The following is a 13,571-nucleotide window of genomic DNA, read 5'->3' on the forward strand; positions in this document are numbered from 1 at the left end:
ACATGGCCCGCATCGTCGCGCGCCAGGGCGAAAGCGCCGAGGCGATCGGGACCTGGCGCTGGCTGGCGACTGCCGCCGACGCCGTCCCGACCCCTGCCGATCTGCCGGGTGACGGTGACTGGCAGCCGGCGCTCGTCCCGGGCACGGTCGCCGGCACCTTGCGCGCGCTCGGGCGGCTGTCGGACGCGGCGGCGGAGGCCGTCGGCGGGCAGGATCATTGGTACCTGACGAGGCTCGACCGGGCGCTGAACGGCGAGCTGCGTTTCGAGGGGCTGGCGAGCTGGACCGAGATCTGGGTCGACGGCGCGCTCGCTGCCGAGAGCCGCTCCATGTTCCAGCCGCTGGCGGTGCCCGTCGCGGCCCCGGTAGGGGCGCAGATCGCGCTCTGCTTCCGCGCGCTCGCCCCCAAGCTCGCCGTAGCCCCACGCCGCTCGCGCTGGCGCCCGGCGATGATCCAGCCGAACGGGCTGCGCTGGTTCCGCACGACGGCATTGGGCTCGGTGCCAGGCTGGTGCCCACCGGGGCTGCCCACCGGCCCATACCGGCCGGTGCAACGGGTCGAAACCGACAGGGCGGCGGCCGTCGTCGCGGGCATCGATCTGCGCACTGCCTATGACGGCAGGGAGGGCGCGGTCGCACTCACGGTTCGTCTTGGGGCTCAAGACGGCGGCGGCCCGTCGCGCGCGATGATGCGATGCGCGGCAGGAGAGGCGGCTCTGGAGCTGACCGCGCCGGACACGCTGTCGGGCACGCTCCGGCTGCCCGGCATCGCGCCCTGGTTCCCGCACACCCATGGGCAACCCGCCCTGCATGCGCTGACGCTTCATCTCGGCGATGAGACCGTCGATCTCGGCCGCATCGGCTTCCGCTCGCTCGAGGTCGATCGTGGCGCGGATGGCGAGGGGTTCGGTCTCGTCATCAACGGCGTGCCCGTGTTCTGCCGCGGCGCCTGCTGGAGCAGCGCCGATGTCGTCACGCTCGCCGGTGGGCGCCAGGCCTATGAGCCCTCGCTGAAGATCGCCCGCGACGCCGGCATGAACATGATCCGCGTGCCCGGCGTCATGACCTATGAGGACGATACCTTCTTCGCGCTCTGCGACGAACTCGGCATCATGGTCTGGCAGGAGATGATGCTGGCCAATTTCGACTACCCTCAGGGCGACGCCGCCTTTCGCGACGCGATCCGGGCGGAAGCCGAAACCCTGCTCGACCGGACGCAAGGCTCGCCGAGCCTCGTGGTTCTCTGCGGCGGCAGCGAGGTCTTTCAGCAGGCGGCGATGCTGGGTGCGCCGCCCGAAGCGTGGTCGGGCCCTGTCTTCGACGACATCCTTCCAGAGGTCGTGTCGCGGTTGCGGCCGGACCTCGCCTATGTGCCGAACTCGCCGTCGGGGGGAGCCCTGCCATTCGTCGCCGACAAGGGGGTAACCCATTACTACGGCGTCGGCGCCTATCTGCGCGGGCTCGACGATGCGCGCCGTTCCCATGTCCGGTTCGCGGCCGAAAGCCTCGCCTTCGCCAATGTGCCCGAAGAGATATCGTTGGCCACTGGCAACCCACCGGCGCTGACGCATCATCCGGACTGGAAACGCGGCGTGCCGCGCGATCTCGGCGCCTCCTGGGATTTCGAGGATGTGCGCGACCACTACCTCGGCCTGCTCTACGGGGTGGATCCGGCGCGGTTGCGGCGGGAGGACCTGGAACGCTATCTCACGCTGTCTCGGGCGACCTCGGCCGAGGTGATGGAAGAGACGTTCGCGGAATGGCGCCGGCCGGGTTCGCCGACATCAGGCGCGCTGGTCTGGCTGCTGCAGGATCTCGCACCCGGCGCGGGCTGGGGCGTCATCTCCAGCGATGGCGAACCCAAGGCGGCGTGGCACGGGCTGGCGCGTGCCTTCCGTCCGGTCCAGGTCACGATGACCGACGAGGGCGTCAACGGATTGATGCTTTATCTGATCAACGAGCGCCCGGTCCCGCTCTCGGCGCAACTCGAATTGACATGCTGGCGCGACGGCCAAGTCGCGGTCGTGACGGCGTCGCGCGCGGTCGCGATCGAAGCGCATGGCAGCGCCAGCCTATCGGCTTTCGACCTGCTGGGCCGCTTCTTCGACATCTCCTATGCTTACCGGTTCGGCCCACCCGGTCACGACGCGACCAGCGCCGTCCTGCGCGACGAGGCCGGGACGGTTCTGGCCGAGGCGTTCCATTTTCCGCTCGGGCGCGGCCATGAGCGCCATGAACTCGGCCTGCAAGCCGCGCTCGAGCGAGACGGGGAGGGCTGGGCCCTTGCGATCTCCTGCCGACGCCTGGCCCAGTCCGTCCATATCGTCGATGCCGACTGGCGGCCGGAGCAGAGCTGGTTCCACCTGGCTCCCGGCATGACCAAACGCGTCCGCCTGAAGCCTCGGGGCGAGAACCCGAAGTGGCCGAACGGCGAAATCCGGGCGGCGAATGGGACGGAACGGGTTCCCTATGCGCCCGTCGATGGCGGATCGGCCTAGCATTCGCGCAAGAGCCGGCCACGCGTCACGGCTTCAGATACATCTCCCAGCATGGCGAGAGCACGACGCGCCGACGCCCCTCCAGGGCCGGTGCGAAATGCGCGGCAATGATGGCTCGGGTGACCGTAGGCGGGCATGCCGGCTTGAGGATCGCGTCCGTGCCGTTGAGCGCATCCAGCGCCTCTTTCGTGAGGGGCGGCGTCGTGCGCATCGGATCGATCCCGATCGCAAGGTCGCGCGGAGGTTCACGTCCAAGCAGCCGGTTCAACGCATCGACGAAATCCAGCGTGAAGACGCCGTTCAGGCGGCGGCCCGCGGAGGCCTCCCAGGTGCGGATCGCGACCAGCCCCTGCTGGAGTTCGAGGAGCCATGTCGCCTGATGGTCGATCTGCGACGACAGCAGATGCGAGGGCATCTGGCCGTGTGCGACGAGGTCCCGGTAACCGGCCTGGTGCGCGGCGTAATGCTCGAGCATGATCGGTGCACGCTCGCGGATGTCGGGGTTGGCGCTGACCTGCCCGAGCGGGCCGAGATCGCGGAGATCGAGCCGCTCATAGACAGGGGCGGCCAGCGTGGCTCTCGCCGTGCGCTGAATGAACGCGCCCGTATTGGGCAGCACCACGGCCAGGCATAGCAGGAGCACGATGCGGCCGAGCCCGTCACGCCGGGCCTGCCACTCGACCATGATCAGCAAAACCACGGGCCATAGGCCGATGAACTCGAGCGATCCGGTGTTCTGGGTCTCGAATGCCGTGATGGCGATCAGGACGATCGCGAGCCAGCCGGGCCGCGAGTCGGCGACGGCGCGAAGGCCCGATCCCGACGGGCGACTGCGCTCGCGCGATGCGGCATAGGCAAGGACGCCCAGCAGCAGCAAGCAAGGCAGGATCACGTCGAGATTCAGGGAGGCGACCGTCAGGAAGCGTCTCGACAGCGAGTCGCTGTTGAGCTGGAGCAGCGTCAGGATGTCGTCGAGATAGGCGCGCACCATGCCGGTGGCCAGATCGAGCACGACCAGCGGCACGAGCACCAGCACGGCTGCCAGGACGGCATCGCGCAGGCGCAGGCGCCCCGCCAGGACGGCATAGCCGACCAGCAGCGCCCCGCTCACGGCGCCGGTCACCTTCACCAGAAACAGCGCAAGCATCAGCCACGCCACCAGGCCCACCAGCAGCCGCCGGTCCCTGGCGAAGATCAGCGTGGCGACGAGTACATAGAGCAGCAGCGCGACATGCCGGTTGTAGTGCCCATAGCCGTCGAAGCCCGAGATGGCGTAGATCGACTGGATGTTGATCGGCACCGATGCGAACAGCAGGAAGGGCAGCAGCAGCGCGAGCGCCAGGCTGCGAGACCGGGACGCGACATGTTCGGTCAGAACGGCCATCGCCGGCAACAGCACCGGCAACAGCGCCCAATTGACCAGAAGCATCGGTTGCGCCCGCGGGAACAGGCTGTCCAGCCACGCGGCGAGATAATAGCCGAGCGGCCCCACCGGCGCGAAGAAGTCGCTGCTCGGCGTCTGCCCCATCCGAATGCGGTGGATGGCGTCGTAATAGACCAGCGTGTCCCAGTTGTTGGGACCGAGCGGCAAAACCAGCGGCAGGCTCAGGAGGGCGACGGCGACGGCTCCGAAGACGACGATCATGCCCGATGGGAAACCCGACGCCATACGTCGTTTGACCGGCAAGCCCGCTTGATCCGTCATCATTCTCGCTCGTCCTTCGAGCCGAGCTTAGCCGCAATCGCTTACCAAATCGTCGGGGACGCGTGACGAGCTCGCTGTCACCGCTGCCAATGTGGTGCCGCCAGCACAAGGCGGATATCGGCCTGAACCGGTCCGGCGCACCCAGCGTATCTGCATGACCAACCCTGGAGGTCGTCATGCGCTTCGTCGCCGGCTATATCGCTTTCCTCGCCGCGTTCGGCATTTGCGACGCGATCTGGCTGACCACCATGAGCGAGAAGCTCTATCGCCCGGCCTTGGGCGACATGCTTCTCGAACGCATCCGATATCTCCCGGCGATCCTGTTCTACTTCGGCTTCGGGCTCGGGGTGATCCATTTCGCGGTGATGCCGGCTCTGCGCGATGGTTCGGGCGGCAGCGCCCTCGTCAATGGCGCACTTCTCGGCCTGCTCGCCTATGCGACCTACGACCTGACCAATTACGCAACGCTGCGGGCCTGGACGCCAACCATCACCCTGGCGGACATGGCCTATGGCACCCTTGCTGTCGGCGCCTGCAGCTGGATTGCCTATACCGTCGTGCGCCAGGTCGAAGCCTGGGGCTGGATCTGAAGCCTGAGCGCGGATCGAACCCCGCCTAGCTCGCCTTCAGGCGATAGTGGCAGACGCCCCATGAGGCTCCGCCCGCATGTCCGAAGAGGCCGCTGGTCGCGAGAAAGAACAGCCGCCAGCGGCGGCGCCAGAGCCGGGCATCGCTGCCATAGGTCGCCTGCAGGATGGGATCGATCGCCGGCAGGTTGCGGTCGAAATTGGCCAGCCAGTCCTCGGCGGTGCGCCGGTAATGGTCGCCGCTCCAGCGCCATTCCTCCTCGACGGTGAAGATATCGGGAAACTGGTGGGCGAGCGCGGCGCTCGGCATGAGCCCGCCGGTGAAGAAGTGCTGCGCGATCCAATCGCCACCATCGGCGACGTCGAAGCGATAGCAGCCGCTGGCATGGGCGAAGACATGCAGGAAGAGCCGGCCATCCGGCTTGAGCCATCCATGAATGCGCTCCAGCAATGTCTCCCAATTCGCCATATGCTCGAACATCTCGACGGAGACGACGCGGTCGAAGCGCTTGGAGGTGGCGAAATCGTTCATGTCGGCGGTGACGACCTGGAGATTGTCGAAGCCGCGGGCCTTGGCCTGCGCCTCGATATAGCCGCGCTGCGACGCCGAGTTCGAGACCGAGACGATGCGCGATGACGGGAAATGCTCGGCCATCCAGAGCGACAGCGAACCCCAGCCGCAGCCGAGTTCGAGAATATCCTGGTCCCCGCCGAGATCGGCATGCTCGGCCGTCAGCGCCAGGGCCGTCTCTTCCGCCGTCGCGAGGTCGTCCTCGGGCGTGCGGTAGTAGCAGGAGGAGTATTTGCGCCGGGGGCCGAGCACCTGCGCGAAGAAGGCGGCGGGCACTTCGTAATGCTGCGCATTGGCGGCGTCGGTGTGCTGCGCGACCGGAAACTGCCTCATGTCGCGGGCAAAATCGGCGGGATCGACCGGGTCGACGGAGAGGGTGCGATCGGTCCGCGAGACGAGAGAGCCGATCACGGCGCGGCTGACCATGTCGGGCACCGGCAGCGCTTCCCCCCAGGCCGAGAGCTTCTGCAGAATGGTCATGGCGTCAGCCTTTCCGTGGGAGCGGCACCAGGGCGCTGGTCTTCTCCTGATAGGCGCAATAGGCCGCGCCGTGCTTGGCGAGCATATGCTCCTCCAGGGGCGGAATGCCGGAGATGCGGACGAGCAGGAACGTGATGGCCGCAGGCGCGAGCAGTGCGATCCATCCGAGCGGATAGGCGGCGGCGATCACGGCGTAAGCGCACCACAGCACGCATTCGAAGAAATAGTTGGGGTGGCGCGACCAGGCCCACAGGCCGCGATCGCAGATGCCGCCCTGACCAGACCGCGAAAAGGCGCGCAGCTGTCTATCGGCGACGGCGCCGCCGGCGATGCCGACCGCAAAGACGAGCGTGCCGGCAAGATCGCGCCAGCCAAGCGTCGGAGCCGGCTGATGGGCCGCAAGCACGATCCCGAGCGCGAGCGGAATGCTGGCCAGCGCCTGTATCTGCAGCATACGCGCCATCTGCGCATCGGCGCGCTCGCCCCAATCGCGCCTCAGCTTGGCATAGCGCGGATCCTCGGCGATCCCGCGCGTCCGCCGGGCAATATGCAGCCCCAGCCGCAGCGCCCAGGCCAGTGCCAGAGCCGCCACGAGAAGCCGGCGCGCCAGCGGAGCATCGCCGAATGGCAGAAGCGCGCCGAGTACGCCGGTTGCGCCGAGGCCGAAGGTCCAGACGACGTCGATCCAGCCGGAATTGCCGGTGCGGCGCTCGACCACCGTCGCCAGAGCCATGGCAGCGGCCATCGCGCAGGCTGTGAAAACCAGAGCCGTAGCGAAGGAAGCCGCGGTCACAGCCGCACCAGGGGCTGAAGCAGGCGCCCGAGCCAGCCCTGGAACAGCACATCGCCCGTCACCGCCGCGATGCAGGTACAGCCCTCGACGGGATCGACGCGCGGCGTATGTTCGTGCTCGGAATCGGCCTCGTCGAAATCTCCCGCGGCGTAGCGGCCGTACTGGTGCTCATAGGCACCCGACAGGATGGTAGTCCATTCGAGACCGCTATGCTTGTGGTGCGGCAAGGCCACGCCGGCACCCGCACGCAGCATGAAGACGCGGGCCTCTGCGCCGGCCACATCGACCTTGCGCATCGCGATCCCGATGCCGATCGGTCGCCACGGACCGAGCGTGTAGGGCTGAAGCACACGCGGCAATCCTGTTTCCGGGCTGTGCCCGGGCTCGACCATGACCGCGGCATCGCGTTCGCGCGCCAAGACATCGGTCGCTCGGATCGACATCGCGACGGGTTCGGCCCCGTCGAGCAGGGCGCCCTGGACCGATTGGAAACTGCGCATGCGCCGCCGGCTGGACGCATCGCGCTCCAGATGCGTGGCCACGACCAGGGCCAAGCCTTCATCCAGCCGGCCCGTCGCGAAGGCGGCGAGCGTTTCATCCGAGGGCCGATGTGCGGCGCTCATCGCAGATCCTCCAATCGTCCGCGCAGATGCGACATGGCCAGCCGCAGACGGGATTTGACGGTGCCGAGAGGGATTGCCAGTTGTTTCGCCACGTCCTGATGACTCAGCCCTTCGAGAAACGCCAATTCGACGGCCCGATACTGATCGGGCGACAATTCCGTCATCGCTGCGCGGATGCGCAGATCCCGCTCGGCTCCCCAGACCGCCATATCGGGCTGTTCAGGCCCATCCTCATCGATGATCTCGTAGACCTGAGACAGGCGCGAGCGCGTCTCCCGCCGCGCGATGTCGATGCGCAGATTGCGTGCGATCGTTGAGATCCAGGTGCCGGCGCTGGCCTTGCTCGGGTCGAACAGGGCAGCCTTGCGCCAGACCGTCAGCAACGTCTCCTGCGCAACCTCCTCGGCCAGTTCCGCAGGCGTTCCAGCCTTCATCAGAAGCCCCTTCACGCGCGGCGCGAAGTGGTCGAACAGCTTGGCGAACGCGTTGCGATCACCCGAGCGCGCGATGGCGACGATTAAAGCGTTGTGGTCGAACAACGGGACCAACCGACCTCTCCGCGCCACGGGTCCCGCTTGGCACATCTCATCGATCGTCCGGGCCGTTGCAGCATACATACCCCATCTACGGCGGCTGCCAGCATGCGGATCACTCGGCCGATGTCCTGTTCGTGGCGCCGCAGCTTGCGGGGATAGCCCTGTGTCCTGAATGCTTTTGGCGTGGCCGCGATCGTCATCGAACCATTTCAGTTGTGATGAAGGCACCGACGACGATGAGGAGGTTTCGACGTCCCGCCATCACAACCTACGTTTCCTGATCGCTCGGATACGTTTGACGACCGGCTCCGGTTTCACCGTGACGGCGATTTATCCTCGAGGATGTTGGCGAACAGCAACGCCACAAGGCCGGTCAGGGAGGCCGCGCTGATGAAATTCAGGCGCTGCAAAGCGGCGTATTCGTTGGCCGCATAAAGATGTCCGGGCGTGCCGATGATGCCGTCAGGAGCAAGATACACGACAGCCGCGAGCGCCGCGAAAGCGAAGCCGAGCCAGCGCTCGCTGCGCCTGAACAGCAGAAGTGCCAGGACGAGGCAGGGGATCAGGAAGACGTCCACTCCCGAGCTGCGACCCAGTGCGATCGCGCAGACCAGTGTGTTTCCGATGCCTGCGAACAGCAGCGTCGCCCGGCCGAGTAAGGTGCTGCGGCGCATGAGCCAGGGCACCGCCAGGAAGAACGGCGTGGACAGGAAGCTCACATAGGTCGGCCAGATCGTCGGCGACACGGCCCAATAGACATAGAGCGGATAGAAGGGCTGGTTCGAGGCAACGACCAGGGCGACCGTGTTGGCCAGCGCCGCGCGCGGATCGGAATGCGCGAGACAGTCGCGCAGACGCGCCAGAACGCGACGAAGATCGTTTGCGGGCATGGCGCGCTCTCCGGGCAGCGTGGGCGCTGCATCGCTCTTCTACGTCGGTCGCGCCCGTCCGGCTCACCGAAGCGTCGAGGTCGCGCAGCGGCAAATCCAGAGGCATGCCTGCCGCGTATACAGATCGTTACAGACGGAGCGAGGCCCATGCTGCAGCGATCGGAAAGACGGATGAGGATTGCCGTCATCGGGGGCGGGATCTCCGGACTTTCGGCTGCGTGGCTGCTCGGCAAGGCGCATGACGTCGTCCTGTTCGAGGCGGCGTCCAGGCTCGGAGGTCACGCCCATACGGTCGTGATGCCCGATGCGAAGGGGCGCGACACCGCGATCGACACGGGCTTCATCGTCTACAACGAGGCGACCTATCCGAATTTCGTCGCGCTGCTGGAGCATCTCGGCGTGGCGACGGAAGCGACAGAGATGTCCTTCGCAGCCTCCCTGGATGGCGGGCGTCTGGAGTATAGCGGCACCAGCCTGAGCGGTCTGTTCGCCCAACGCAGCAACCTTTTGAGCCCGCGCTTCTGGTCGATGCTGCGCGATATCCGCCGCTTCTATGCCGAGGCGACGCGCGATGCCCAGTCGCACACCCAGAGCGCCGCATCGCTCGGAGACTATCTCGATGCCGGGCGCTACGGCGCAGCCTTTCGCGAGGATCACCTGCTGCCGATGGCCGCCGCGATCTGGTCGGCGCCATGCGCGGAGATCCTGTCCTATCCGGCCGCTGCCTTCCTGCGCTTCCATCACAATCACGGGCTGCTACGTATGACGGATCGGCCCGTTTGGCGCACGATTTCCGGCGCCAGCGCAGGCTATGTCGACAAGCTGCGTGGTGCGTTCTCCGGAGAAGCCCGGCTCGGAACGCCCGTGAGACAGGTCAGACGCTCGCCCAACGAGGTCACGCTGGTCGGTGATGGCTGGAGCGAGCGCTTCGACCAGGTCGTGTTCGCGTGCCATGCCGATCAGGCGCTCGGCATGCTGGCCGATTCCAGCCCCGCGGAGACGGAATTGCTCGGCGCCTTCCGCTACAGCCGCAACCGTGCGGTGCTGCATGGCGATGCCGCGTTGATGCCCAAGCGTCGGCGCGCCTGGGCCAGTTGGAACCATCTCGGCCATCGCAACCGGCCGGGCGAGGCCTGCGCGGTGACCTATTGGATGAACCGGCTGCAGAACCTGCCGGAGGACCGTCCGTTCTTCCTGACCCTCAACCCGCCGGCTTCGCTGCGCCCCGACAGCATCATGCACGAGCAGACCTACGAGCACCCGCTGTTCGACGCCGCCGCTCTCGCCGCGCAAACACGCCTGTGGTCGCTTCAGGGCATGCGGCGGAGCTGGTTTTGCGGGGCGCACTTCGGCGCGGGCTTCCATGAGGACGGGCTTCAGGCCGGGTTGGCTGTCGCCGAGGCGCTGGGTGGCGTGCGCCGCCCATGGCGTGTCGCCGACGAATCAGGCCGCATTCCGCTCGCAGCCATGGCGGAGGAGGCGGCATGACCGTGAACCCGGTCATGAGCCTGAACTCGGCGCTCTATGTCGGCCGCGTCCGGCATCATCGCTTCCGGCCAAAGCAGCACGCCCTGTCTTACGCCGTGTTCTGGACCCTGCTCGATCTCGACGAGATCGACGGGCTGGCGGCGCGTCTGCGTCTGTTCTCGCGCAACCGTTTCAATCTCTATTCCTTCCGGGATGCCGATTACGGCGACCGGAGCGGGCGGTCGCTGCGAGCCCAAGCCGAGGAAGCGCTGGCAAGCGCGGGGATCGCCTGGGATGGCGGGCCGATCCGGCTGCTGACGATGCCGCGCATCCTTGGCTATGCCTTCAATCCGATCAGCACCTATTTCTGCTACGGCCGCGACGGGAGCCTCCGCGCCACGATCTACGAGGTGCACAACACCTTCGGCGAGATCCACAGCTATGTCGCGCCCACAGATTCGGACGCGGCGCCCCTGCGCCAGTCGGCTCGCAAGGTCTTTCACGTCTCCCCCTTCATGGGGCTGGCGATGCGCTACGCGTTTCAGGTCGAGCCGCCGGGCGCGCGCGTCTCTCTCGCCATCGACGGTCACGATGATGACGGCCGGCTGATCGCCACCTCGTTGTCAGGCACACGACGAGACTTCAGCGACGCGACGCTGCTGCGTCTGCTGGCCAGCCACCCGTTGCTGACGCTGAAGGTCACCGCCGCCATCCACTGGCACGCGCTGCGCCTGCTCGCCAAGCGCATCCGCTGGCAGCCGCATCCGGCGCCGCCCGACACGCCGGTCAGCCTCGGCACGGCACTACCGCATCATTCGAGAGGAACGGCCCGATCATGAGCTTGCCCGACACCGAGCGAGGGCATCGCGCCACCGACGATACCCTTGCTCTCCCCACCGGTTTTGGCCCCGCCCGCTGGTTCCTGCGCCGCTTGCTGTCTCGCATCGAGATCGGCAGCCTCACGGTGGTGACGCCGGAAGGCGAGCGCCTCCGCAGTGCGCAAAGCGAAGCCGGACCAAGCGCCACCATCGTCCTGAAACGCTGGCGGGCGATCAGGCGGCTGCTGCTCGACGGCGATATCGGATTGGCCGAATCCTATCGCGACGGCGATCTCGAAACGCCCGACCTCACGGCGTTGATCGAGCTCGGCGCGCGAAACGATGCGACGCTTCGCAAGCTGGTCTCGGGCACGCTCCTCACGCGCGTGGTGAACAGGCTTCGCCACCATTTCAACGCCAATACGCGGGCCGGAAGCAGCCGCAACATCATGGCGCATTACGATCTCGGCAATGCCTTCTACGGGCAGTGGCTCGACAACAGCATGACCTATTCGTCGGCGCTCTATGGTCACTCCGCCGAGCCGCTCGAATCCGCTCAGCAGCGCAAGCTCGACAAGATCGTCGAGATGCTGGCGCTGAAGGGCGGGGAGCATGTGCTGGAAATCGGATGCGGCTGGGGCGCGCTGGCCGAACGACTGGCGCGCGAAGGGTGCCAGGTCACCGCGATCACCCTGTCGCCCTCCCAACTGGCCTTTGCGCAGGAGCGGATTTCCGCGGCCGGTCTGAGCGATCGCGTCACCCTGCGCCTGCAGGACTACCGCGACTTGACCGGGCAGTTCGACCGAATCGTCTCTATCGAGATGGTCGAAGCGGTCGGCAAGGCCTATTGGCCCAGCTATTTCGCCAAATTGAGTGAATCCTTGCGGCCGGGCGGCTGCGCCGTTCTGCAGGCGATCACCATCAGCGAGCAGGTGTTCGAGTCCTATGTCGCGGGAGCGGACTTTATTCAGCGCTTCATCTTCCCCGGCGGGTGTCTGCCCTCCCATTCCGCCTTGGCGTCAGCGGCGGGCCAAGCCGACCTCGCCATCACGGACGGGCTGCAGTTCGGCGCCAGCTACGCGCAGACCTTGAAGGACTGGCGTCACCGCTTCCAGACGCACTGGGCCCGGATCGTGCCGCTTGGCTTCGACGAGCAGTTTCGCCGGCTATGGGAATATTACCTCTGCTATTGCGAGGCGGGCTTCCGCGCGGGGACGACGGATGTCCGCCTGTTGAAACTGGTCGGACGATGAGCTCATGACGACGATCAGAGGCCAGCGCCCCGAGCTTCGTCGTCAGTCTGCAAGACGCCCTCGAGCAGGTATCGAACGCCGGCCGGATCGAAGTGGACGCCCGCCTTGCCGCTGAAATAGGCGGGCACGATCCGCTCGGTCAGCCGCGATCCGAAGCCTTTCCGATCACCGGCCGCGACCGCGGGGCCGCCGCTTTCCCGCCATTCGAAACGCAAGGTCCGGTCCGATCCGACCAGCCACTCGATGGCTATGCGCCCATCGGGGACCGACAAGGCGCCGTACTTGATGGCGTTGGTCGCCAGTTCATGCAGGGCCAGGGAAATCCCCAAGGCCTGCTGCGCCGAGATTTCGGCATGAGGGCCAGTGACCGACACGCGCTCGGATGCATCGACATGCGGCCTGAGAGCGCTGTCGACGACATGAACGATGTCCGCAGCACTCCAACTGGTCTCGGTCAGCAGGTCCTGGGCGCTCGACAAGGCAGTCAGCCGGCCGGAGATGCGCTTGGTGGCCGTCTCCATGTCCTGTGAATGCTTCATCGTCTGCGACACGATCGCCTGGACGATCGCGAGCGTGTTCTTCATCCGATGCGCCAGCTCGCGCTGGAGGATCATCCGCTGGCGATTGCTGTGCCGTTGCTCCTCGAGCATCGTCTCGGCATCAGCCACGGCTTTCGCGAGAGCCTCGCGATCCTTGACCGCCGATGTCGCATCGACCGGGGTGTTGATGAGGCCCGCGATGCTTCCGTCGTCGTCCCACAACGGGGTGTAGGCAAACGTCCAGAACGTCTCTTCCTCAAAGCCCCGCCGCGTCATCGTCAGCGGCATCTCTTCCAGTCGAACGCCGGTTCCAGACAGTGCCGAACGGGTCAGTGGCAGCACATCAGCCCAGACGTCCGGCCAGACGGTTGCAAACGGTTGCCCCAGAGCCGTGGCAGCTCGGTTTCCGAGCATCGGGCGGTAGGCCTCGTTGAAGAACATCAGCAGTTCCGGCCCCCAGAAGAAGCAGATCGGCTGCTTCGATGTGAGCATCATCCGCGTGTAGGACAGCAGGGACTGGGACCAGGTCGAAAGCGCCCCCACGGATGTCGATGCCCAATCGAAATGCTGGATCGCCGGTCCCATGCCGTCACTACCCGGGAAAGGTGCCTCGGCTGTCGCGACCAGCCGGGGCAGGTCTTTCCATGCGGCTGAAGCTGGCAAGGCACTCTCTTTTCAAGGGCTGACCACCGCCACTTCCCGCACGAATCTGCGCAGGTCAATAACATTTGTTGCTGAAAGGGACGGTGTCGCGCCACCGCATGTGACGCCAGGGTGCCGCGTGGAAAAGGTCTTTTGAGACCCAGACTGG

At 66.5% G+C, this 13,571-nt stretch carries 12 protein-coding genes; 5 read left to right on the forward strand and 7 right to left on the reverse strand.

Annotated elements, in window-relative coordinates; all coding sequences use genetic code 11:
• The first annotated feature begins 2 nt into the window (after positions 1–2).
• Positions 3–2,498, forward strand: a complete 2,496-nt coding sequence (locus AE618_RS26380) for a glycoside hydrolase family 2 protein (protein WP_054212030.1) — start codon at positions 3–5, stop codon at positions 2,496–2,498.
• 25 nt (positions 2,499–2,523) lie between these two features.
• Here the strand turns inward: AE618_RS26380 and AE618_RS26385 are convergent, their stop codons facing one another.
• A complete protein-coding gene (locus AE618_RS26385) occupies positions 2,524–4,206 on the reverse strand; it encodes a hypothetical protein (RefSeq protein WP_156330506.1) in 1,683 nt (560 codons plus the stop codon).
• Between the two features lie 173 nt (positions 4,207–4,379).
• On the opposite strand from AE618_RS26385, the gene AE618_RS26390 reads away from it, so the two are divergent.
• Positions 4,380–4,793: a DUF2177 family protein gene (locus AE618_RS26390; protein ID WP_054212032.1), complete on the forward strand. Its 414-nt coding sequence runs from the start codon at positions 4,380–4,382 to the stop codon at positions 4,791–4,793.
• Positions 4,794–4,818: 25 nt separating this feature from the next.
• On the opposite strand, the gene AE618_RS26395 is transcribed toward AE618_RS26390, so the two are convergent.
• The 5 genes from AE618_RS26395 to AE618_RS26415 all read right to left on the reverse strand — a co-directional run bounded on the left by AE618_RS26395 (position 4,819) and on the right by AE618_RS26415 (position 8,683).
• Positions 4,819–5,841 (reverse strand): SAM-dependent methyltransferase, encoded by a 1,023-nt coding sequence (locus AE618_RS26395; RefSeq protein WP_054212033.1) that lies wholly within the window; start codon positions 5,839–5,841, stop codon positions 4,819–4,821.
• A gap of 4 nt (positions 5,842–5,845) precedes the next feature.
• On the reverse strand, positions 5,846–6,574 hold the full coding sequence (locus AE618_RS26400; RefSeq protein WP_248311031.1) for a DUF1295 domain-containing protein: 729 nt from the start codon (positions 6,572–6,574) through the stop codon (positions 5,846–5,848).
• Positions 6,575–6,630: 56 nt separating this feature from the next.
• The gene (locus AE618_RS26405; protein ID WP_054212035.1) at positions 6,631–7,257 is read right to left on the reverse strand and encodes a ChrR family anti-sigma-E factor; all 627 of its coding nucleotides are present in this window, start codon (positions 7,255–7,257) and stop codon (positions 6,631–6,633) included.
• The gene (locus AE618_RS26410; RefSeq protein WP_248311032.1) at positions 7,254–7,796 is read right to left on the reverse strand and encodes a sigma-70 family RNA polymerase sigma factor; all 543 of its coding nucleotides are present in this window, start codon (positions 7,794–7,796) and stop codon (positions 7,254–7,256) included. The genes AE618_RS26405 and AE618_RS26410 overlap by 4 nt, the downstream gene beginning before the upstream one ends.
• A 311-nt stretch (positions 7,797–8,107) precedes the next feature.
• Positions 8,108–8,683, reverse strand: a complete 576-nt coding sequence (locus tag AE618_RS26415; protein ID WP_054212036.1) for a hypothetical protein — start codon at positions 8,681–8,683, stop codon at positions 8,108–8,110.
• A 171-nt stretch (positions 8,684–8,854) separates the two neighbouring features.
• On the opposite strand from AE618_RS26415, the gene AE618_RS26420 reads away from it, so the two are divergent.
• The 3 genes from AE618_RS26420 to AE618_RS26430 are packed head-to-tail and all read left to right on the forward strand — an operon-like array spanning position 8,855 to position 12,221.
• On the forward strand, positions 8,855–10,171 hold the full coding sequence (locus AE618_RS26420) for an NAD(P)/FAD-dependent oxidoreductase (RefSeq protein WP_197280894.1): 1,317 nt from the start codon (positions 8,855–8,857) through the stop codon (positions 10,169–10,171).
• The gene (locus AE618_RS26425; RefSeq protein WP_248311033.1) at positions 10,168–10,989 is read left to right on the forward strand and encodes a DUF1365 domain-containing protein; all 822 of its coding nucleotides are present in this window, start codon (positions 10,168–10,170) and stop codon (positions 10,987–10,989) included. The genes AE618_RS26420 and AE618_RS26425 overlap by 4 nt, the downstream gene beginning before the upstream one ends.
• Positions 10,986–12,221, forward strand: a complete 1,236-nt coding sequence (locus AE618_RS26430) for an SAM-dependent methyltransferase (RefSeq protein ID WP_082365606.1) — start codon at positions 10,986–10,988, stop codon at positions 12,219–12,221. Before AE618_RS26425 ends, AE618_RS26430 begins: the two co-directional genes overlap by 4 nt.
• A 14-nt stretch (positions 12,222–12,235) precedes the next feature.
• Here the strand turns inward: AE618_RS26430 and AE618_RS26435 are convergent, their stop codons facing one another.
• Complete coding sequence (locus AE618_RS26435; protein ID WP_248311034.1) at positions 12,236–13,423, reverse strand: sensor histidine kinase; 1,188 nt, start codon at positions 13,421–13,423, stop codon at positions 12,236–12,238.
• Between the last annotated feature and the right edge of the window lie 148 nt (positions 13,424–13,571).

This window comes from Allobosea vaviloviae, assembly GCF_001298265.1.
GTDB lineage: Bacteria > Pseudomonadota > Alphaproteobacteria > Rhizobiales > Beijerinckiaceae > Allobosea > Allobosea vaviloviae_B.

Excerpts from the sequence above, each read along its gene's own strand:
- AE618_RS26380 (WP_054212030.1), top strand. The coding sequence starts at position 3 with ATGGCCCGCATCGTCGCGCGCCAGGGCGAAAGCGCCGAGGCGATCGGG.
- AE618_RS26385 (WP_156330506.1), bottom strand. The coding sequence starts at position 4,206 with ATGATGACGGATCAAGCGGGCTTGCCGGTCAAACGACGTATGGCGTCG.
- AE618_RS26390 (WP_054212032.1), top strand. The coding sequence starts at position 4,380 with ATGCGCTTCGTCGCCGGCTATATCGCTTTCCTCGCCGCGTTCGGCATT.
- AE618_RS26395 (WP_054212033.1), bottom strand. The coding sequence starts at position 5,841 with ATGACCATTCTGCAGAAGCTCTCGGCCTGGGGGGAAGCGCTGCCGGTG.
- AE618_RS26400 (WP_248311031.1), bottom strand. The coding sequence starts at position 6,574 with ATGGCTCTGGCGACGGTGGTCGAGCGCCGCACCGGCAATTCCGGCTGG.
- AE618_RS26405 (WP_054212035.1), bottom strand. The coding sequence starts at position 7,257 with ATGAGCGCCGCACATCGGCCCTCGGATGAAACGCTCGCCGCCTTCGCG.
- AE618_RS26415 (WP_054212036.1), bottom strand. The coding sequence starts at position 8,683 with ATGCCCGCAAACGATCTTCGTCGCGTTCTGGCGCGTCTGCGCGACTGT.
- AE618_RS26420 (WP_197280894.1), top strand. The coding sequence starts at position 8,855 with ATGAGGATTGCCGTCATCGGGGGCGGGATCTCCGGACTTTCGGCTGCG.
- AE618_RS26425 (WP_248311033.1), top strand. The coding sequence starts at position 10,168 with ATGACCGTGAACCCGGTCATGAGCCTGAACTCGGCGCTCTATGTCGGC.
- AE618_RS26430 (WP_082365606.1), top strand. The coding sequence starts at position 10,986 with ATGAGCTTGCCCGACACCGAGCGAGGGCATCGCGCCACCGACGATACC.